This window comes from Halorubrum sp. ARQ200 (assembly GCF_005435115.1).
Lineage (GTDB): Archaea > Halobacteriota > Halobacteria > Halobacteriales > Haloferacaceae > Halorubrum > Halorubrum tropicale.
Genome location: NZ_SGTZ01000013.1, coordinates 61,405 through 81,111 on the forward strand (window position 1 = coordinate 61,405; position 19,707 = coordinate 81,111).

The following is a 19,707-nucleotide window of genomic DNA, read 5'->3' on the forward strand; positions in this document are numbered from 1 at the left end:
CTGTTTTGGGCGTCGCTCCCGTGTGATCGGTAAATGGAGTACGTTCAGGAGCGCGTGACGACCCTCCACGCGTTGACCGACCACCGGCCCGACGCCCCGACGGACCGCGCGGCGGTCGTCGTGCCGATGACCGAGCGCGAGTACGGGACGCTCGCGGCCGAGCGCGTGCTGTCCACGCTGGAGACGGTCGACCCCGCCCGGGTCATCGTCCCGCTGCGGGCGTCGGCCGACCGCGCCGGCCCGTTCGCCGACTGGCTCGACGGGTTCGACATCGACGTGGAGACGCTGTGGTGCGACGGCCCAAAACTCGCCTCGCTGCTGGAGGCGCGCGGGCTCGACGGCGACCGCGGCAAGGGCCGCGACGTGTGGCTCGCCCTCGGCCGCGCGCTCGACGAGGAGTTCGTCGTCGTCCACGACGCCGACACCAAGACCTACTCGCCCGCGTTCGTCAACCGACTGCTGTTCCCGCTCGGGCGCGGCTACGCCTTCTCGAAGGGGTACTACGCCCGCGTCGAGGACGGCTCGCTGTACGGGCGGCTGTTCAGGCTGTTCTTCCGGCCGCTGGTCCGGGCGCTCGGTGACGCCGCGCCCGGGCGAGAGCCGGCGGTCCTGGAGTACCTCTCGGCGTTCCGCTACGCGCTCGCCGGGGAGTTCGCGGCGACGAGCGACCTCGTCTCGCGGCTCCGCGTCCAGCGCGGCTGGGGGCTCGAGGTCGGGACGCTCGGGGAGGCGTTCGACCACGCCGGCTTCGCGGACAGCGCGCAGGTCGACCTCGGCCGCTACGAGCACGACCACCGCTCCGTCGAGGGCCCGACCGGGCTCGCGGACATGAGCCGCGCGGTCGGCGCGGCGACGCTGCGCGCGGTCGAGGACGCGGGCGTGGACGTCGACTACGAGGGCCTCGCCGACCGGTACCGCGACGCGGCGGCGACGCTGGTCGACGGCTACGCCGCCGACGCCGCGTTCAACGGCCTCTCGTACGACGCCGACGACGAGCGCTCGCAGGTGGCGACCTACGCCGAGGCCCTCGGCGAGCCCGGCCCCGACACGCGGCTCCACGCGTGGCAGGACGCGCCGGTCGACCCCGACGAGGTCCGAGAGGCCGCCGAGGCGGACCTAGTGGCCGTCCGCGGCGACGGCTCGGAGGCCAGCGGGAACGACGCCGTCGGCGGCTCGGCGACCGACGACGGACACGCGGAGCCCGCGCCGGGGGAGGACTGACGATGGCGGACGCGAGCGGGCCGAGCGTCGCCGCGCGCGACGACCTCGCGGGCGTCGTCGACCTGTTCGGCTGGCTCACCCGGGCGGAGCTGTCGCGGGCGCTCTCCGAGCTGGCGTTCAAACAGCGGGCCGAGGTCGACGAGGCCGCCATCGACGCCGCAATCGACCTCGCGGTGGCCGAGTACGCGCTCGTGCCGGCACCGTCGGCCGCCCTTTCGAGCGCAGGCTCCGAGTCGGCGTCCGAACGGGAGACCGCGCTCGCGGTCGGTCCCGCCGCGTTCCCGACGCTTCCGGCGGGCGCCGAGGACCTCCCGCACATCCTCGAAATCCCGGATCGGGAGGTCGACCGCGAGGCACTCTCAGACGCCGTCCTCGAACGGCTCCGCGAGGAGGCGGTGGCGGCGATAGGCGACAGCGACGACGAGCGGCTGGAGACGCTCGCGGACGTGACCTACGACGTCGAGGCGTGGGCGCCGGTCGACGTCGACCCCGTTCGGACGCGGATCCTCGCCGAGGTCGACGAGGCGTAAGTCGGCGGGCGCCGCGGTCGCCGCGCACGCCTCAGCCGGAGAACTCTGACTCGCTCACGCGGACGACGACGGTCTCCTCGACGTCGCGCAGGTCGTACTCCGGCGTCTCGCCCTGTCGCCGGCGGACGAACAGCGGCTCGACCGGGCGCCCGTCGACGAGCCCGAACACCTTCAGTCGCTGGTCGGTCTCCTCGGGCGGCACCTCGCCGTCGCGGACCTCGCGGGCGAGGTCGCGGGAGAGCCACTCGTCGGTCGCGACGGACGGCTCCAGGACGAGCGCCTCCGCGACGAAGCGGGCGAGGTACCAGTCGAGGTCGTTGAGGAGGGAGACGGCGGCGCCGAGGCTCACGGTGTCGACGGCGACGCTGTTCTCGAAGGGCTCCTCGATGTCGTAGGTGGCGAGCGCGTCGCGAGCCGTCTCGCGGGAGAGCAGCTCGTAGGAGAGCTCCACGTCGGGGTCGCCGAGGAGACACACCCGCGTCATGCCCGGGGTTCGGACCGGGCGGTGCAAATCCGTTGCGGTCGCCGACGCTACCAGGGGACCCGCTCGCGGTCCTTCCAGAGGTGCCCCGCGGGGCTCCCCGGCGCGAACCGCGCGAGCCAGACCGGCGTTTCGGCGCCCTTCGACGGGGTTCTCGGGGCCTCGTCGCCGCCCATGTCCGTCCGGACCCACCCCGGCGAGACGGCGTTCGCGATGAGGCCCCGATCGCCGTACTCCCCGTCGAGGTACGCGGTCAGCCCGCCGACGCCGACCTTCGAGAGCCGGTAGGCCGGGTAGCCGCCGCCCATCTGCCCCTCGGTGAACTGCCCCAGCTCCGACGAGAGGCTCACGACGCGACCGCCGGTTCCCTCCAACAGCAGCGGCAGCGCGTGCTTTGTCAGGACGACCGGGCCGCGGAGGTTGACGGCCGTCGTGCGGTCGAAGTCCGAGACGTCCATCTCGTGGAGCGGTCCGGAGCGGGCGAACACGCCCGCGTTGTTCACGAGGACGTCGAGCGATCCCGCCTCGCGCTCGATCCGGTCGACCGCGGCGCTGAGCTCGTCGTCGTCGGTCACGTCCAGCCGGACCGCGCGCTGGTCCGCCGCGGTCACGTCGTCGGGGTCGCGCGCGCCGGCGTAGACGGTCGCGCCCAGGTCCGCCAGTTCCGCGGCGATCTCGGCGCCGATCCCGCGCGTCGCGCCCGTGACGAGGGCCACATCGTCGGTCAGGTCGGCCTTGAGGTCGACGTCGGTAGGGGTGTCGGCCATGGCGATCGCTACGGCGCCGCGCCTGTAGAAACCCCGGGCCGACCGCCCTCAGAACGTCGAGACGTCGCCCTCGATGACGCTGCGGGTCACGTCGGTCACGTCGGCCAGTTCGCGGTCGACGATGGCGATCACGTCGTCCTCGATGTCGCCCAGCGCGACCTCGTCCTCGGTGACGATCTGCGCGTCGGCGACGTGCGGCTCGTCGATCGGGCGACCGATCTGCGAGAGCAGCCGGACCTGGAGGTCGCGGATGCCGTCGACCTCGCTCGTGACGGACTCGGCGACGCGGGTGGAGAGCAGGTTGTATATCTTCCCGATGTGGTTGACGGGGTTCTTCCCGGAGGTCGCCTCCATCGACATCGGGCGGTTCGGGGTGATGAGCCCGTTGGCGCGGTTCCCGCGGCCGACCGAGCCGTCGTCGCCCTGCTCGGCGGAGGTGCCGGTGACGGTGAGGTAGACGGACCCCTCGTCGTAGTCGTCGGCGGTGTTGACGTCGACGTGGACCTCGCGGTCGGTGTACTCGCGCGCGAGGTCGTCGACGTACTCGCGGACGGACGCGACCGCGTCGTCGTACTCGTCGAGCCCCTCGACGTAGGCGTCGACCATCGCGGCGGCGACGGTGATGTCGATCCGGTCGCCCTCGCGCTTGCCCATGATCTTCACGTCGGGGCCCAGCTCGGGGTGGTCGTCGTGGTAGGTCGTGTTGAGCGCGCGCTCGGCCTCGCGGACGATGGTCTCCGTCTCGGTGAGCGGCGCGTGGCCGACGCCGAAGGAGGTGTCGTTGGCCATCGGGACCTCCTGAGTCTCCTCGCCGAAGACGTCCTGGAGGTCGCCCGACCCCTCGCCGAGCCGCACGTCGACGACCACGTCGGTGCCGTACTCCAGCTCCGGGATCGCCTCGGCGAGGTAGTCGCGGGCGGCCGCGAGCGCGGTCGAGTCGACGGGCAGCTGCTCGCCGTCGTACTCCTTCGTGGCGCGGCCGACGATGAGGATGTAGATGGGCTCGACGACCTCGCCGCCGCCGAACGCGGGGGCCGCGCGGCCGGCGACGAGCTGCGTCTCGTCGGTGTTGTAGTGGAGGACTTTGCCGACGCGGTCGAGGTAGAGCTGCGAGAGCGCCCGCGAGACCGACTCCGCGACGCCGTCGCAGATCGAGTCGGGGTGACCGATCCCCTTTCGCTCGACGATTTCGACCTCCTGGTCCTCGACCGCCTGCCGGTCGAGGCGGCTGACCTGTATGTTCCGGTCCATTGCCCCTCGCTACTCCGTCGGCGGCAGTATAACTTGCGGAAACCACCTGCCCCGGGGTAATGCTCCATGGTTATGGTTCGGCAGATATTGCGGCCACGCCCCGGCCGACGCCGTCAGCGGACCGCCGCGTACGCCTCGGCCATCACGTCGAGGGCCTCGCGCAGCTCCGCCTCGTCGGTCGCGTACGAGATCCGCGCGTGGCCGGCGCCGCCCTCACCGAACGCCTCGCCGGGGACGACGACCACGCCGCGGTCGAGGCACTCGTCAACGAACCCCTCCGGAACGCGGGGCATCGCGTAGAACGCGCCCTGCGGCGTCGGGCAGTCGAGGCCGATCTCGTCGAAGCCGTCGAGGAGGAGGTCCCGGCGGCGCCGGAACGACGCCGTCATCTCGTCGACGACGCCGCGGTCGCCGCGGAGCGCGGCCTCCGCGGCGTACTGGGCCGGCGCCGAGGCGCACGCCTGCGCGTACTGGTGGACGCGCAGCATGCGCTCGACGCGCTCGTCGGACCCGTACACCCAGCCGAGCCGCCAGCCCGTCATCGAGAACAGCTTCGAGGCGGAGTTGACGACGACGACGTTGTCCGTCTCCGCGAACTCGATCGGCGAGTAGTGCTCGCCGTCGAAGACGGTGTACTCGTACACCTCGTCGGAGATACAGAGCACGTCGTGCTCGTCCGCGATGCGGGCGAACTCCCGCACGTCCGCCTCGGAGGAGACCGCGCCCGTGGGGTTGCCGGGGGAGTTGACGACGAACGCCGCCGTGTCGTCGGTGATCGCGTCCTCGACGGCCGCCGGGTCGATCGTGAGGTCGTCGCGGAGCGGCACGGGGACCGACTCGCCGCCGGCCAACTTCGTCAGGGCGTCGTACGAGACGAACCCGGGGTCCGGGATCAGCACCTCGTCGCCGGCGTCGACGTGCGCTTCGAGGGCGACGTGGAGCGCCTCGCTGCCGCCCGCGGTCGCGATGACGTTGCCCGGGTCGAGGTCGATCCCCTGGTCGGCGCAGTGCTTCTCGGCGATGGCCTCCCGCAGCGACAGAGTCCCCTTGTTCTCGGTGTAAGCGTCCGCCTTCCCGGACTCGATGGCGTCGACCGCGCCCCGCCGGGCGTGGTCCGGCGTCGGGAAGTCGGGCTGGCCCAGCCCGAGGTTGATCGCGTCGTCGCCGGCCGCCTCGAACACCTCGCGGATCCCGCTGATCGAGATCCGCTCGACCCTGTCGGAGAACGTCGTCATGTCAGTGTGGGCGCGCCGCCGAGAGTTAGTTCTTGCCACGTCGCCCGAGCGCCGGGCCCCGACTCGACGCCGTCGAGTCACCAGCGCCGACGCTCCCAGACGGGGCGGCGCTCGCCCCGGCGGGCGTCGTCGCGGACCCGGCCGTCCGCGTCGGTCGGCAGCGCGAACCGACCCTCCAGGACGGCCGGTACCTCCGTCGGCCGCGCTCGCAACAGCGCGTCGTCGACGGCGCGGAGCCGGAGCATCGGCCGGCCCGGCCCCATCGGCACCTTGATCGACTCGATCAGCCCCCGGTCGACGAGCGCCTCCCGGTCGCGGGTGAACTCCTGCGCCGGAGCGATCCCGACGCCGTCGGTGCCGACCCAGCGCCGCAGATCGCGGAAGAGGTAGTCGTGTCGCGCCGCGAGCGCGGCGAGGAGCGTCCGGTCCGACGGCTCGGTCGTGCGGCCGAACTCGCCGGGGTCGAGCGTCGCGAGCACCGCCGCTAAGTCGTCGGCGAAGCGGTCGTCGAGGATCTCGCGCGCGGCGGCGAGCAGCCGCGTTCGGGAGGACATCCCGACGGGTTCGGTCGTCGCCGCGTCGAACCGCGACTCGGCCGTCGCGCGGGCGCCATCGACCGCCTCGGAGTCGGTCTCGGCCGCGCTCGTCGCGAGGGTCCGGTCCCCGCGGGGGCCGACGACGGCGTCGGCGCGGTCCGGGCTCGCGAACAGCGTCCCGCCGGCCCCGTGGCCGAGCGGGTCGCCGGTTCGGACCCGTATCTGGTCGGTCTCGACCGCCTCGGCGACGGCGCTCCCGAGGACGAGGGCGCGCGAGAGCGCGTCGACGACGCCCGGCCGGCACGCGACCCGCCACGGCGGGCCCGAGGAGCGCTCGCGAGCGGCCAGCACGGACGGGAGCAGCCGGATCGGCACGCCGACCGCGACGACCGCGGACCGGTCGGCCAGCGCGGTCTCGACCGCATCGGCGAGCGGGTCGTCGGGGCGCGGGAGCGCGTCGGAGACCTCGCCCTCGTCACCGAAGCCGTCGCTCGCCGCCGCGGCGGAGTCGCCGGCGGCGTCGGAGTCGGCTCCGGGCGCGGCGTCGTCACCGGTCACACACGTCGTCACTGCCGCGATCCGAAAGAGCGTTGCGCCGGTCCGCGCGGACGCCGCGGGAAGCAGAGAGGGTCGGGAGCGCAGTCAGGGCGCCCGCCCGAACACGAGGTAGCCCGTGTGCCCAACGCCCGCGGTGGAGGGGCGGGAGCCCCGGTCGGAGAAGTCCATCTCGCGCTGGATCGTCTCCAGCGTCTCGACCTCGTCGAAGCCGGCCTCGCGCGCGGCGAGGGCCGCCTCGCGGGTACCCTCGACGAACGGCGAGTAGACGGCGAGGCGGCCGCCGGGCGCCAGCAGGTCGTCCGCGCGCTCGACGACCGCCGGGGCGTCGCCCGTGTCGAGCGTGAGGGCGTCGAACGGCTCCTCGTCGGCGAGCGCGTCCAGCTCGTCGGTGAGGTCGCCGGTCCGGACCTCGACGCGGTCGGCGACGCCCGCGGTCGTCATGTTCTCGCGGGCGACCGCGGCGAACTCGGCATCGACCTCGTAGGTGGTCACGTCGGCGCCCGCGCGGCCGAGGTACGCGGCGAGGATGCCGGTCCCGGTGCCGGCGTCGAGGACGCGGTCGCCGCCGGACGCGCCGGTGTGGCCCATCACGAGGCCCACGTCGCGCGGCATCATCGGCGCGCCGGTGCGTTCGAGGTGGTTGAACAGGTCGGGGCCGCGGAGCGCGCGGACCTCGAAGACGGTGCCGAGGTGGGTCTCGACCTCGTCGCCGGCCGCGACGTCCTCGGGGACCTCGATCACGCCGAGGTCCGTGCCGAACTCCTCGCCGGGCTCCAGCAGGTACTCGCGGTCCTCGTGGACGAGCAGGTACGCGGCGTCCGTCACTGCAGGTCCGAGATCGCTCGCGCCGGCTCGCCGTTGGCCGCCTCCAGCGCCTCGCGGGCGGCCTCCTTCGAGACGCCCGCCTGCTGGGCGACCAGCTTCACGTCCTCCTCGGGGATGCCGTCGTCGCCGTCGTCCGCGTCGTCGAGCGCCGGGTCGTCGCCGCCCTCGACGGCCGTCGCGCCGCCCGCGCCGGCGTCGGCGACCGACTCGGGCGAGCCGACGATCTGGTAGGTCTCCTGCCCCTGGGCGTCCATCTTGGTCACCTGGGCGCCGTCGAAGACGAGGTCGTCGCCGTCGGCCGTCTCGATGACGACCCGCTCGGCGTCGAGCTCCTCGACGTCGATCCCCATCTGTTTCATCATCTGTTTCATCTTGCGCGGGTTCATGCCGCCGCCTCCGAACATGCCACCTGATTCGGCCGGACGACACAAAAAGGGTGTCGACACGGGCCGAAGCGGCGACGCGCCGCGGGAGCGCGGTCGCGGCGAGGCCGGCTGAACGCAGTCCGACCGAACCCGGCGAACCGGACCGAGACGGCTGGGTTGATACGTGTCGCGCGCGAGGCGGCGGTATGTACCTCGCGGACCACACCTGGCCGGAACTGGGCGACGCGCTCGCTCCCGGCTCCGTCGCGCTCGTCCCGCTCGGCTCGACCGAACAGCACGGCCCCCACCTCCCGCTCGCGACAGACCACCTGATCGCCGAGGCGCTCGCGACGGCGGCCGCCGAGCGGTCTGACGCGTTCCGAACGCCGACGGTCAACGTCGGCGTCAGCCCGCACCACCGGCAGTTCCCGGGGACGATGTGGGTCGACCCGCCGGAGTTCCGGGACTACGTCGAGTCGTTCTCGCGGAACCTCGCGTACCACGGGATCGACCGCGTGGTGTTCGTCAACGCCCACGGCGGCAACGTCCAGCACCTCCGCGAGGTGGGGCGCCGGCTCCACGAGGACGAGGTCGCCTACGCCGTCGAGTGGATGTGGGACGAGTCGATCCCGGAGCTGGTCGACGACCTGTTCGAGCACAACGGCCCCCACGCCGGACCGAAGGAGACGGCGATGATCACCCACATCGCGCCCGACCTCGTCCGCGAGGGCCGGCTCGAAGACGCCCGGGACGGCGGTCTCGTCGACCTCGCGAGCGCGGAGGCGACGGTCCACGGCGCCCGCACGTTCTACGACGCGATCGACAACTCGCCGAACGGCGCGTTCGGCGACCCGACCGGCGTGACGCCCGAGAAGGCGGAGCGCCTGTTCGAGGCGGCCGCGGACCAGCTCGTCCAGCTGGCGGAGTGGATCGGCGAGCGCGACGCGGAGGAACTGTTCCCGGAGCCGCGCGTCGAAGGAGAGACGGCCTAAGCGCCGTCGGGCTCCCGGTCGCCCCCGCCGCTGAGGACCGCGTCCAGCGCGGCGTCGGTCGCCTCGCGCCGGCCGTCGAGGACCGCGAACGCCTCGCCGCGGCGGCGTTCGAGCCAGCGGAGCAGCCGCGCCGCCCAGTCGAGCTTCCGCGCCTTCATCGGGTCGACCGCCGGGTCGTCGAAGTCCCAGCCGGGGAAGACAAGGTCGCCGGCACCCACGTGGTCGGCGAGGAACGCGGCCCGGTCGCCGTCGGTGAATCCGCCGGGGTTTCGGACCGGGCCGACGGGGGCCGTCTGCGTCGTCGCCAGCGTCCACTCGTCGGCGAAGCGCGGGAGCCACTCGCGGACGGCGGGGACGTTGTCGCCGTGGGCGTGGGCGGCGACGGGGACGCCCTCGCGGGTCAGCGACGCCGCGGTCTCGGGGTTCTTGTCGAGGTCGGTCACCATACAGTCGACGTCGACGCCGCGGTCGGCGAGCACGTCGGCCGCCGTGGAGGCGGCGACGACGACGTCGGCGTCGCGGGCGAGCGCCACCTCGTCGGCGAGGGACGGCGCCGCGCCCGCGACGGCGACAGTCTGCCCCTCCCAATCACCGAGGCGGTCGGGCGGGAACGGCGTCGCGAGGTCGGCGGCGAGGTCTCGGGCCCGCTCGTCGGCGGCTCTGTCGAACCCGAAGTCGGCGAGGATCGCCTCGTAGACGGGCTCGAAGGTCGCGAAGTTCACGGACTGGTCACTCCGCGTGCGGGATCCTGTCTCCGTCCAGACCGGCACCGCCGCTCGCCGGTCGAATTATGGTATGGACCGGAGTGGCACAGAGTACCCCTACCCGCGTGCCCCTCCGGCGTCCGGTCGATCGGTTGTCTACACGAGGGCATAAACTTTCTCTTAACTGACGTTGGCTGCGATTCCGTCGAGCGCGGCGTCGAGCGCGTCGGAGACGCCTGAAACCGACTCCCTGACCGATTCGATCGCGTCCGGGGTCCCGATCAGGAGGCCGCGACGGCGGTCCGGGAGGGCGCCGCCGGCAGATCCGCCGTTCGCGCGGTCACCGGTCCCGCCGTCGGTCGTCGTCGGAGTCGTCGGGACGCCGGCCCGGTTCGGATCGCCGAGCGCGAACGTCGCGGCGCTCGCGTCGCCGCCGACGGTCGCGGCGCGCAGGGCGCCGACCGCGGCGTCGCCGAGCCCGTCGAGCTCGTAGGTGCGGACGACCGCGGCCTCGGTGGGGTCGCGGTCGCCGTCGGCCGCCCGCGGCGCGCCGATCCGATCGAGGTGGCGCCCCGCTTCCCGGACCGTCGTCACGTCGAGCTCCGCGACCGCGACGGCGTCGTCGGCCCCGCCGGCGTAGCGGTCGCGGGCGAACTCGGCGCCGATCAGGGCGGCGTCGCGCGTCTCGGCCACGTCGTGCGTCCGGATCACGTGGGCGCCGCGCTCGACGGCCATCGACGTGGCCGCGAGCGAGACCGGGAGCGCCTCCTCGGTGCTGCGGCCGGCGACCGTCTTGAGGAAGCTCTTGCGGTTGATCGAGACGAGGAGGGGGCGGCCGTAGCCGCGGAACTCGCGCAGGCGGTGGAACGTCTCGCGGTCGTCCTCGTGGGTCTTCGCCTCGGACCAGCCGCCGAACGCGGGGTCGAGGATCGTCTTGTCGGTGAGGCCGTTCATCGAGAGGGCCTCGTAGATGTCGTCCACGTCCTCGATGGCGCCCGGGCGTTCGAGGTCCGGCGGCGAGGCCATCTTCGAGACCGCCACGTCGTGTTCGCGGCAGACGCGGGGCATCTCCGGGTCGGCGAACCCGCAGATGTCGTTGACCATGTCGAAGCCGCGCGAGAGCGCCTCGTCGGCGACCTCGTGGTAGCGCGTCTCGATCGACCAGACGGCGTCGCCCGAGGTCGATTCGAGGGTCTCGACGGCGGTGTCGAGCCGATCCAACTCCTGTTCGGCGGAGAGCACGTCGAGGTCCTTGTTGGCCGATTCGAGGCCCACGTCGACGATGTCGGCGCCCTCGCCGATCAGTTCCTCGTCGACGTACGCCGCGGCCTCACCGGGGTCGTCGTACACGCTGGGGTCGTACGGCGACTCCTCCGAGACGTTGAGCACGCCCATGATCCGGGGCGGGTGGTCGTCGCCGATCCCGAGCCCCGCGGCGTCCACGTTTCGCATACGATCACCACGGGCGCGAGCGACATAAACGGGGCGAGTACCCGACGGGTTCGCCGGGGGATCGACCGGACAACTATTTATAAATGATCGGTGGTGCGGTGGCGCGTGCCCGCGAGGCCGCTCTGCGGCCGAGCCGCGAGGGGCCTTTGGTCCCTCTGGAAGCCGGCGCGCAGCGCCGGTGACGGCACGCGCAAGGGACGCCGCGGGCGACGCGGGCGACCGAAGGGAGCCCCGAGCGAGCGGCGAGGTCGTGGTGGTGTGAGGTGCTGCACCAGGCGGGGTTCGAAGGGGCCGGGGCTTTGGCGGTGTTCGCCGCCGATCCACGCACTGAAGACTCCAATTACAAATCGAACCGGAGGGAGTCGCCGACTCCGACGCCGTGGCGGTCGGTCCACTCGTACGGGACCTCCAGCACGTACTGCCCGGAGCCGGGGTACCGCTGCTCCTCGCCGTCCTCGTTCGGCCCCGGTTCGGGCGCGTTGTGGATCCGTGTGATCTCCCGGTCGCCGTCGGCGTAAACGATGTCGATGCCGAAGCTCATCCGACGCATCACGTAGGTGAGCGAGTCGCGCGGCGAACCGTAGACGAACAACATCCCGCTGTCCCCGGGCAACGACTCGGCGTCGCTGAGACCCAGACGGCGTTCAGGACCGGTGGAAGCTATCGCGGCGGTCACCGACCCCTTCAGTTCTCCGTCGGGGCCCGCTACTGTCACGGTTGTCGTCTCGTAGTCCGCGTACGCCCCGGTAGGCCACGCCGACTCGCCGTCGCCGCCGTCCGAACCGCCACCGCCGTCGGTCGAGTCGTTCTCCCCGCCCGCGCCGTCGTCGCCCGCGCGGTCGCCCAGACAGCCCGCCGCGGCGCCGAGGGTCCCGGCCGCGGTCAGTCCGAGGAGTCGCCGCCGTCTCATGGCCGGAACGAGGGCGGCCGGCGATATAAGCGACTGCATCGGCGGCGAACGCGTGCGGACGCCGCGGCCTCGGCGCGGCGCAGCGACCGTCCGCGTGCCGGGAAGGACGCGCTTTTATCGCCGCCGGAGCGTAGCGTGAACATGGCGAAAGTGAGCATCGGCCTCCGCGGGTGGCGCTTCGAGGAGGACGAGATATTCAGCGACGACGAGGAGCTGAAGCCCCTCGACGAGATTCCGGAGGACCCGCGGGAACGGCTCCTGCGGCTCGTCAGCCTCGTCGAGGAGCCGTGCGACGTCTGCTACCTCGACTACGGTGAGGCGGAGGTCCACCGCTGTAACGAGGCCGAGATCGTGTACGGCGAGCCGGAAGGGGAGGTCCTGCTCTGCCCCGAACACGAGCCCGACCTGCTCTACTGGTTCCGCGAGGAGGGCGGCAGCGAGCACAAGGGGTCGGTCGAGTTCGCCGACCGCTTCCACGAGTGGGTCGCCGCCGGCAACGAGGCCCCAGAGGGGTACGGCTCCGTCGAGCACGTCGAGGAGGACCCCGACGGGCTCCCGGACCTGCCCGACCAGCAAGAGGTCCAAGAGCGGATCGAAGAGGGGTTCGAAGGCGAGCGGATCGACATCCTCGAACTCGCCCGCGGCGAGGAGACCGACCGCGAGGAACTGACCGAGGAGGAGCTGGCGGAGTCCGACCTCGACCTCTCCACCGACTACCCGTCGGACCGATGAGCGGCGACGAGCGAGCGCCGGCGACAGGCGAGGGAGCGGCGGAGCCGACCGACGCCGAGGCGTCCGCCGAGTCGGACGACGCTGCGGATCGGCAGACGCCCGTGGTCGTCGTCGTCGAGCCCGAGACCCCGGGCAACGTCGGGACCATCGCGCGGGCGATGAAGAACTTCGGCCTCACCGACCTCAAGCTGGTCGACCCGCCGGAGCTGCGGGAGGACGGCGAGGCGTACGGCTTCGCCGGCCACGCCCGCGAGGACGTGCTGCCGAACGCGGACGAGGTAACCTTCGAGGAGGTCGTCGCGAACTACCACACGGTCGGCACGACCGCGATCACCGGCGAGGACGACCGCAGCCACGAGCGCTTCCCGTTCAAGACGCCCGTCGAGCTCCGCGAGTCGCTGAAGACCGTCGACGCGCCCACCGCCATCGTCTTCGGCCGCGAGGGTCGCGGGCTCAACAACGAGGAGCTCTCGCGGCTCGACGAGGTGTGTTCGATCCCGGCCGACGACGACTACCCCGTCCTCAACCTCGGGCAGGCCGCGACCGTCCTGCTGTACGAGCTGCGTGACCTCACGGTCGGCGAGACCCAGCTGCCCGACACCGAGGTCACCCGCGCGCCCGAGGCCGACGTGGAGCGCTTCCACGGGTTCTTCGAGGACTTCCTCGCGGCGACGGGGCAGCGCGACCACGTCCGCGAGAAGAACGCGCTGCTGATGCGCCGGCTGCTCGGCCGCGCGCACCCGACGGAACGCGAGATCCACACCCTGCTCGGCACCTTCCGCAAGGCGAACACGAAGCTGGAGCACGCCGACCACCTCGCGGCGAAGTACGACGAGCCGCCGTACCCGCGGGAGAAGTAGCCGTGTCCGACTCCGTCCTCGACGAGGACCTGCTGGCCGGCGTCCGCGACGTCTCGCCGCTCATCCTCGGGGTCGCGCCGTTCGCGCTCGTGGCCGGCATCGCCGCCGTCGACGCCGGGCTCGGCCTCGCCGAGGCGGTCGGGATGTCCGTGATCGTGTTCGCGGGCGCCTCGCAGCTGGCGGCGCTGGAACTGCTCGGCGAGAACGCGCCGCTCGCGGTCGTCGTCGGGACGGCCGTCGTGATCAACCTCCGGATGCTGATGTACTCGGCGTCCATCGCGCCGCACTTCGCCGACTACGGGCGCCGCCTCCGCGCGGGGCTCGCGTACCTCCTCACCGACCAGGCGTACGCGCTCTCGGTGGCCGAGTTCGGCGAGAACCCCGACCGGAGCCGGTGGCGCTACTACCTCGGCGCCGCCGCCTCGCTGTGGGTCGTCTGGCAGATCGGCACCGTCGCGGGCGTCGTCCTCGGCGCTGGCGTCCCCGACGCGTGGGGGCTCACCTTCGCGGTGCCGCTCGTGTTCCTGGCGCTCCTCGTCCCGGCGATGAAGGACCGGCCGACCACCGTCGCGGGCGGCGCGGGCGGCGCGGTCGCGGTCGTCGCGGCCGGGCTGCCGCTCAACCTGGGGCTGCTCGTCGGCGCGCTGTGCGGGATCGGCGCGGGGCTCGCAACGGAGGTCGCGGGCCGGTGACCGGCGCGCTCGTCGCCTCCCCGCGGGCGTGGGCCGCCATCGTCGTCATCGGCGTGATCACCTACGGGATCCGGCTCTCTTTCATCCACCTGTTCGGCCGGATCAACGGGGTCCCGACGCGCGTCCAGCGGCCGCTCCGGTACGTCCCGCCCGCCGTCCTCGCGGCGCTCGTCCTCCCGGACCTGGTGACGCTGCGCCCGTCGGTCGCCGCGACCCTCTTGGACGAGCGGCTGATCGCCGGCGCCGTCGCCGGCGCCGTCGCGTGGCGAACCGAGAACGTCTTCGCGACCATCGCGACCGGGATGGGGACGCTGTGGCTGTTCCGGTTCGTCGTGTTCGGCTGAGGCTCGCGAGGCGCGCTCTGTGCGGCCGCGTCGGCGTCGCGACGGCGTGACCCGCTGCCGCGGCCGACTGGAGCGACGATTCCGTCAGCGCTCGCGCTCCGTCGGCCGCTCCGCGGAGGACTTCCGGGAGGCCGAGTCGCCGCGGTCGACGGGGCGGTCGAACCGCGAGCCGCCGTCGTCGGCCTCGCGCTCGCGGGCGGCGGCGATCCGCTGGGCGGCGTCGGCGAGCGAGTCGAGCGCCGCGAACACCCGGTACGAGAGGTACGGGCCGACCGAGAGCACCGCGACGGCGATGACCCCGAGCAGGATCTGTCCGACGATCAACAGAGAGTAGACGAACACGAACAGGCTCACGGCGCCCAGAACCGTGCCGGCACGGGTGCGGAGGGCCTCGGACGGCGAGAGCGGGTCATGCGGCATAGCCGGGGCTACCGGCGTGAGACACTTAAAAATGAACGCGGGTCGGCGGACGCGGTGTCGATCAGTCGTCGGCCGGGGCGGCGGAGTCGCCGGCCGAGACGCCGGTGCCGGGGCCGATGTCGATGCCGAGCTCCTCGAGCTTCTCGTCGGGGACGACCCCGTCGACCCAGTCGCGGGTCTCGTAGTACTCGGCCTTCAGCTGGTCGAGTTCGACGAGTTCGCCCTCGCTGGCGCCCGTGCCGGGGACGGCGTCCGGGTGGCCCTCGATGAACCGGTTCGGCAGCGTGTCGTCCGCGCCGTCGAAGCCGGCGAGGTTGTTGTAGTAGCGTTCGAGGTTGTAGACGCGCTCGCCGGCCTCGAACAGCTCGTCCTCCGAGAGGTCGCGACCGGTCACGCCGTTGTACTGGAGGACGTACTCCTCGATCCCCTCCGCGAACGCGCTGAACTTACAGATGTCGAACGAGTCCGACACCGCGTGAAGGTCCTGGAAGGTGGCGGTGAGCTCGCCTTTCCCCTCCCACTCGTACGGGTCGACCTTCTCCGGGATCCCGAGGATCTCGGCGGCCGGCGTGTAGCCGCGCAGGTGGCAGGCGCCGCGGTTGGAGGTCGCGTACGCGATCCCCATGCCTTTCATACAGCGCGGGTCGTAGGCGGCCATCGTCTGCCCCTTGACGGAGAGCTTGTTGCCGTGCGCGTCCTTCGCGTCGGCGACGCGCTCGGGGCCCTCCGCGAGCAGGTCGCCGAGGTCCGACGAGCGGTGGCCGATCTCGTCGATGAGGTCGATCATCGTCTCGGAGTCGCCCCAGTCGAGGCCGCCGACGCCGTCCAGCTTGTCCTCCTCGCTCATCTCCATCGCCATCGCCATCATGTTGCCGGCCTCGATGGTGTCGATGCCGAGGTCGTTACAGCGCTGGAGCATGACCGCGATCTCGTCGCGGTCGGAGTGCCCCGAGTTCGGGCCGAGCGCCCACGCGGACTCGTACTCGTACGACTCCGTGCGGACGTTCATGTCCTGACCCTTGTGCGTGACGTTGACCTCGACCTCCTTCTTACACGCGACCGGGCAGGAGTGACAGGTCGGCTCGTCGACGAGGATGTTCTCGCGGACGTTCTCGCCGGAGACGCGCTCCGCCTCGATGTCGACGCCCTCGCCGTCGTGGTACGCCTCGGTCGAGGTGTACTTCGCGTTCTTGGTCGGGAGCCCGTCCATCTCCTCGGTCGCGTTCATCAGGACGTTCGTCCCGTACATCGAGAGCCCGCCCTCGTTGGGCGCGGTCACGTCGGACTCGCGGATGACCTCCATCGCCTGCTGGTACCCCTCCTGGAACGTCTCGGGGTCGGCGGGCTTGGGCATGTCCGTGCCCGACTTCACGACGACCGCCTTCACCTTCTTCGCGCCCATCACGGCGCCGGTGCCGCCGCGGCCCGAGGCGCGGTCGTCCTCGTTGATGACGCAGCCGTAGCGAACCTGGTTCTCGCCGCCCTGACCGATGGCCATCACGGAGACGTCGCGACCGACCTTCCCCTCGACCTCCTCGCCGATCTGGTCGATCGTGTCGTGGACGCCCTGGCCCCAGAGGTGCGAGGCGTCGCGTACCTCCACGTCGCCGTCCTCGACGAACAGGTAGACGGGCTCGTCGCTCTCGCCGTCGAGCAGGATGCCGTCGAGCCCGGCCCACTTGAGCCGCGCCCCGGACCAGCCGCCGTGGTGCGAGTCGGTGACGGTCCCCGTCAGCGGGGACTTGGTCACCAACGCGATCCGGCCGCTCATCACGGTCTGGGTGCCCGTCAGCGGGCCGGTCATGAACGCCAGTCGGTTCTCCGGTCCCAGCGGGTCCACGTCGGGCCCCTTGTCGAAGACGTACTTGACGCCGAGCCCGCGCGCGCCGATGTACTTCTTCGCGTCGTCGTCGTCGATCCCGCGGTAGCTGACCTCGCCACCGCCGAGTTCGACCTGTGCCACACGGTCTCTGTAGCCGCCCATTTCAGTCATGTAATGCTCGTTCATTATAGACGGACCACAACGTGTTAGGTGTTCACCTCCGGACGCAACCGGAACCAGTTACCAAACTGGAGGCGTCGGCGCCACGGCGCTTATGAATGGACCGCGCGTTCCGTGCGTGAATACTCGCGGACGGCAGCGGGGTGCGAACGGTTCTCACGTTACCGCGACGACGTGGTGCGAGCGACCGGTTTCGGTCGGCGTCCCGCGTCGGACGCCGAACATCGCGAAGCCGCAGGTCATAATTGCCGGCGAGGCGAAGCGCGAGCGTGACCGACCGAGACGGGCGGGGAGAGACGACCGGACGCCGTCCGGGAGGGGTCGCGCGCCGTCTGAGGGCGACCGGGCGCGACCGAGCGAGGGCGTTCGGGGTCGCGCTCGCCGTGCTCGTCGCGTCCGTGGTTCCGGTCCCGGCGTCGTCGGGCGGCGAGGAGAGCGCGCTCGGCGGCGCTCTCGACGCCCTGCCCGCCGAAGTCGGGCTTACCGACCCGTTCCACCTCGTCGGCTACGCGGTCCTCGCAGCGCTGCTCGTCCCGGTGGCGCGGGGACATCGGTTCGGACCGCTCCTCGCGGCCGGCGCCGCGGTCGCGTTCGGCTTCGGGATCGAACTCGTCCAGGCGCCGATCCCGTGGCGGTCCTTCGCGTGGCGCGACGCCGCGGTCAACGCGGTCGGCGCGGTCATCGGAGCGGGGATCGCGGTCGCCTGGGGGAGCGGACCGGAAGCGGCGAGCGACCGCGACGACGGGCGCTAGTGACGCCCGCGTTCAGCGTCCCGGCGGGCCGGCGCGGCCGCGGCCGCGGCGCCGGACGGTCGCCGCCACGTCGGCGTTCAGCCGCGAGCGCTCGAAGTATATGTGGTCGAACTCGCTCGACTCGTACTCCGCGTACAGGTCGAGCGGGACCTCCTCGCCGTCGTCCGCGTCCTCGACCGTCTCGGCGAGGTCGCCGTCGTCGACGCGCACCATCAGGGTCGCCTCCTCGTCGTCGAAGACGGCCTTCTCCGCGTCGAGGTGCTCGCCGTCGGACGCCCAGACGGCGACGGTGTCCTCGGCGACGGAGTCGACGTCGTCGGGCGCGTCGAACTGCGTGACCACCTTGCCGTTCCCGTCGACGGTGACCGAGGCGTCGGGGAGGTCGCGGTCGACGCGCTGCATCCGGCCCTCGACGGTCGGCGCGATCGTCTCCCGGGGTTCGAGGTAGTCGACGACCGTCGTCGCCTGTAGCTCGCCCGTCTCCTCGACCACGGGCTTGTCTTCGAGCGGATAGCCGCTGCCGCCGTTCGCGATGTAGCTGTTGACGGCCACCTCGTATGTCTCGTCGGGGTCGAGCGGCTCGCCGCCGACGTACACCTCGCGGACCAGTTCGTCGGCGTCGTCGTGGGGCACCCACTCGAAGCGCAGGCCGCTGGTCTGCTGGGAGATCTCCTCGCCGAACTGCTGTCCGGTGTCGCTCTCCAGCGTGACGACCTGGCTCTCCAGCGTCTCGACGAGCTCCTCGCCCGTGAGCTCCAGTGAGACGACCGTGTTCGGGAACGGCAACGTGTTGAAGATGTCACCGCCGGTGATCTCGCCGGGCCCGTACACCGAGTCCGAGCGGATACCGCCCGCGTTCGTGATCGCGGCGTCGGCGTCGACGCGCTCGCGCATCGCGTCGGTGATCAGGTTCCCGTAGCCCGTCTCGCGGTGGTAGTTCGCGCCGAACGTGGCGTTGAGCGGCGTCTCGGTCTCCACGACCGGCGAGTCGAGGCTCACTTCCGCGCGGTAGTCGTTAATGATGCCCGACGCGGTCGGGTCCTTCTCGACGTCCTCGGTGACCTCGATCAGCTCCCCGTCCCACGCGGTGACCTCGCCGCCCTCGATCGTCAGTTCGATCTCGCTGAGGTAGGCCGCGCGGGCCCGCGCCTCGGAGACGATCGATCCGTCGACCTCCTGGGGCGGATAGAGCTGCTCGTCGTCGCCGACGACGATCACGTCGATGTCGTCGTCCGCGTCGGCCTCCGCGAGCTCCTCGGCGTCGCCGATGCCGGTGTGCGCGAGCGCGACGACGGCGTCGACGCCCTCCTCTTCCTTGAGCCGCTTCGCCTCGGCGGGGCCGGTCTCGGTGTAGTCCTCGATGGCGATGCCCTCCGCCGCGAAGTCGATGTTCGTCTTCCCCGTCGTCGCGCCCTGATCGGCGAGGCCGATGATCCCGACGCTGACGCCGCCGCGTTCGACGATCCGGTACGACTCCGTGCCGTCGAACGCCTCGCCCGTCTCGCTGTCGACGAGGTTCGTCGCGAGCCACGGGAACTCGGAGTCGGCCGTCACGTCCGAGATGGGGTCGAGCCCGTTGTCGAACTCGTGGTTGCCGATCACGTCGGCGTCCGGCTCGACCTCGTTGAGCACGTCCACCGGCGCGCGCCACTGCGATATCGGGCTCAGCGCGTGCGGTCCCACCTCGTCGCCGCCGCCGACCACGACGACGGGGCCGTCGGCCGCCGCCCGCCGCTGCTCGATGAGCGTCACCAGCCGCGGGAAGTTCTCGTCCTGCGCCGCCGCCGTCTGGATGTCGTTGTACGACAGGACGGTGAGCGTCGTCGCTCCCTCGCCGTCCGCGGCCGCCGCCGATCCGGAGACGAGCGACCCGCCGAGTACGATTCCACCCGCTCGCAGTACGTCACGCCGTCCGTAGTCACGGTCCCGTGACATCGAATTCTTCCACATAGAGAAGTTTATAAAATCTTTCTATGAAATGATATATATTTACCAGTTCGGCGTGTTTGAGTATTCTTCGCAAACGATTCGTCTCCGGCCGGCGGGCGCGTGGTCGACCCGCGTCGTCGGACTCGCGG

At 71.8% G+C, this 19,707-nt stretch carries 21 protein-coding genes; 8 read left to right on the forward strand and 13 right to left on the reverse strand.

Annotated elements, in window-relative coordinates:
• Positions 1 to 33: 33 nt before the first annotated feature.
• Both EXE50_RS13885 and EXE50_RS13890 read left to right on the forward strand, forming a co-directional pair.
• On the forward strand, positions 34 to 1,221 hold the full coding sequence (locus EXE50_RS13885) for a glycosyl transferase family 2 (protein ID WP_137705344.1): 1,188 nt from the start codon (positions 34 to 36) through the stop codon (positions 1,219 to 1,221).
• Between the two features lie 2 nt (positions 1,222 to 1,223).
• Positions 1,224 to 1,751, forward strand: a complete 528-nt coding sequence (locus EXE50_RS13890) for a hypothetical protein (RefSeq protein WP_053771402.1) — start codon at positions 1,224 to 1,226, stop codon at positions 1,749 to 1,751.
• A gap of 31 nt (positions 1,752 to 1,782) precedes the next feature.
• On the opposite strand, the gene EXE50_RS13895 is transcribed toward EXE50_RS13890, so the two are convergent.
• The 7 genes from EXE50_RS13895 to EXE50_RS13925 form a co-directional block, all read right to left on the reverse strand.
• Positions 1,783 to 2,235, reverse strand: a complete 453-nt coding sequence (locus EXE50_RS13895; RefSeq protein WP_053771403.1) for a DUF5804 family protein — start codon at positions 2,233 to 2,235, stop codon at positions 1,783 to 1,785.
• 47 nt (positions 2,236 to 2,282) lie between these two features.
• Positions 2,283 to 2,999: an SDR family NAD(P)-dependent oxidoreductase gene (locus tag EXE50_RS13900; protein ID WP_053771404.1), complete on the reverse strand. Its 717-nt coding sequence runs from the start codon at positions 2,997 to 2,999 to the stop codon at positions 2,283 to 2,285.
• 48 nt (positions 3,000 to 3,047) lie between these two features.
• Entirely contained in the window at positions 3,048 to 4,250 is a 1,203-nt protein-coding gene (locus EXE50_RS13905; RefSeq protein ID WP_121599530.1) for a methionine adenosyltransferase, read from the reverse strand.
• A gap of 113 nt (positions 4,251 to 4,363) precedes the next feature.
• On the reverse strand, positions 4,364 to 5,485 hold the full coding sequence (locus tag EXE50_RS13910) for a pyridoxal phosphate-dependent aminotransferase (protein ID WP_137705345.1): 1,122 nt from the start codon (positions 5,483 to 5,485) through the stop codon (positions 4,364 to 4,366).
• 77 nt (positions 5,486 to 5,562) lie between these two features.
• Entirely contained in the window at positions 5,563 to 6,579 is a 1,017-nt protein-coding gene (locus EXE50_RS13915) for a DUF5821 family protein (protein WP_137705346.1), read from the reverse strand.
• A gap of 84 nt (positions 6,580 to 6,663) precedes the next feature.
• Positions 6,664 to 7,404, reverse strand: coding sequence for a tRNA (adenine-N1)-methyltransferase (locus tag EXE50_RS13920; RefSeq protein WP_137705347.1), 741 nt, complete (start codon positions 7,402 to 7,404; stop codon positions 6,664 to 6,666).
• On the reverse strand, positions 7,401 to 7,808 hold the full coding sequence (locus tag EXE50_RS13925) for a nascent polypeptide-associated complex protein (RefSeq protein ID WP_053771409.1): 408 nt from the start codon (positions 7,806 to 7,808) through the stop codon (positions 7,401 to 7,403). The genes EXE50_RS13920 and EXE50_RS13925 overlap by 4 nt, the downstream gene beginning before the upstream one ends.
• Positions 7,809 to 7,975: 167 nt before the next feature.
• Between EXE50_RS13925 and EXE50_RS13930 the strand changes: the two genes are divergently transcribed.
• Complete coding sequence (locus tag EXE50_RS13930) at positions 7,976 to 8,761, forward strand: creatininase family protein (RefSeq protein WP_137705348.1); 786 nt, start codon at positions 7,976 to 7,978, stop codon at positions 8,759 to 8,761.
• On the opposite strand, the gene EXE50_RS13935 is transcribed toward EXE50_RS13930, so the two are convergent.
• The 3 genes from EXE50_RS13935 to EXE50_RS13945 all read right to left on the reverse strand — a co-directional run bounded on the left by EXE50_RS13935 (position 8,758) and on the right by EXE50_RS13945 (position 11,827).
• Positions 8,758 to 9,483, reverse strand: coding sequence for a 6-hydroxymethylpterin diphosphokinase MptE-like protein (locus EXE50_RS13935; RefSeq protein ID WP_137705349.1), 726 nt, complete (start codon positions 9,481 to 9,483; stop codon positions 8,758 to 8,760). The genes EXE50_RS13930 and EXE50_RS13935 overlap by 4 nt on opposite strands.
• A 162-nt stretch (positions 9,484 to 9,645) precedes the next feature.
• Positions 9,646 to 10,917: a dihydropteroate synthase gene (gene folP / locus EXE50_RS13940; protein ID WP_199241439.1), complete on the reverse strand. Its 1,272-nt coding sequence runs from the start codon at positions 10,915 to 10,917 to the stop codon at positions 9,646 to 9,648.
• Between the two features lie 340 nt (positions 10,918 to 11,257).
• On the reverse strand, positions 11,258 to 11,827 hold the full coding sequence (locus EXE50_RS13945; RefSeq protein ID WP_121599535.1) for a DUF192 domain-containing protein: 570 nt from the start codon (positions 11,825 to 11,827) through the stop codon (positions 11,258 to 11,260).
• 141 nt (positions 11,828 to 11,968) lie between these two features.
• On the opposite strand from EXE50_RS13945, the gene EXE50_RS13950 reads away from it, so the two are divergent.
• The 4 genes from EXE50_RS13950 to EXE50_RS13965 are packed head-to-tail and all read left to right on the forward strand — an operon-like array spanning position 11,969 to position 14,455.
• Complete coding sequence (locus EXE50_RS13950) at positions 11,969 to 12,559, forward strand: hypothetical protein (RefSeq protein ID WP_053771412.1); 591 nt, start codon at positions 11,969 to 11,971, stop codon at positions 12,557 to 12,559.
• On the forward strand, positions 12,556 to 13,419 hold the full coding sequence (locus EXE50_RS13955; RefSeq protein ID WP_121599536.1) for an RNA methyltransferase: 864 nt from the start codon (positions 12,556 to 12,558) through the stop codon (positions 13,417 to 13,419). The genes EXE50_RS13950 and EXE50_RS13955 overlap by 4 nt, the downstream gene beginning before the upstream one ends.
• Positions 13,420 to 13,421: 2 nt before the next feature.
• Positions 13,422 to 14,111: an AzlC family ABC transporter permease gene (locus tag EXE50_RS13960; RefSeq protein ID WP_053771414.1), complete on the forward strand. Its 690-nt coding sequence runs from the start codon at positions 13,422 to 13,424 to the stop codon at positions 14,109 to 14,111.
• On the forward strand, positions 14,108 to 14,455 hold the full coding sequence (locus EXE50_RS13965) for an AzlD domain-containing protein (protein ID WP_137705350.1): 348 nt from the start codon (positions 14,108 to 14,110) through the stop codon (positions 14,453 to 14,455). Before EXE50_RS13960 ends, EXE50_RS13965 begins: the two co-directional genes overlap by 4 nt.
• 84 nt (positions 14,456 to 14,539) lie before the next feature.
• On the opposite strand, the gene EXE50_RS13970 is transcribed toward EXE50_RS13965, so the two are convergent.
• Both EXE50_RS13970 and EXE50_RS13975 read right to left on the reverse strand, forming a co-directional pair.
• Positions 14,540 to 14,875: a hypothetical protein gene (locus tag EXE50_RS13970; RefSeq protein ID WP_137705351.1), complete on the reverse strand. Its 336-nt coding sequence runs from the start codon at positions 14,873 to 14,875 to the stop codon at positions 14,540 to 14,542.
• A 61-nt stretch (positions 14,876 to 14,936) separates the two neighbouring features.
• Positions 14,937 to 16,868, reverse strand: a complete 1,932-nt coding sequence (locus EXE50_RS13975; RefSeq protein WP_053771416.1) for an aldehyde ferredoxin oxidoreductase family protein — start codon at positions 16,866 to 16,868, stop codon at positions 14,937 to 14,939.
• 278 nt (positions 16,869 to 17,146) lie between these two features.
• Between EXE50_RS13975 and EXE50_RS13980 the strand changes: the two genes are divergently transcribed.
• On the forward strand, positions 17,147 to 17,629 hold the full coding sequence (locus EXE50_RS13980; RefSeq protein WP_137705352.1) for a VanZ family protein: 483 nt from the start codon (positions 17,147 to 17,149) through the stop codon (positions 17,627 to 17,629).
• Positions 17,630 to 17,641: 12 nt separating this feature from the next.
• On the opposite strand, the gene EXE50_RS13985 is transcribed toward EXE50_RS13980, so the two are convergent.
• Complete coding sequence (locus EXE50_RS13985) at positions 17,642 to 19,564, reverse strand: bifunctional UDP-sugar hydrolase/5'-nucleotidase (protein WP_137705353.1); 1,923 nt, start codon at positions 19,562 to 19,564, stop codon at positions 17,642 to 17,644.
• Positions 19,565 to 19,707: the final 143 nt, after the last annotated feature.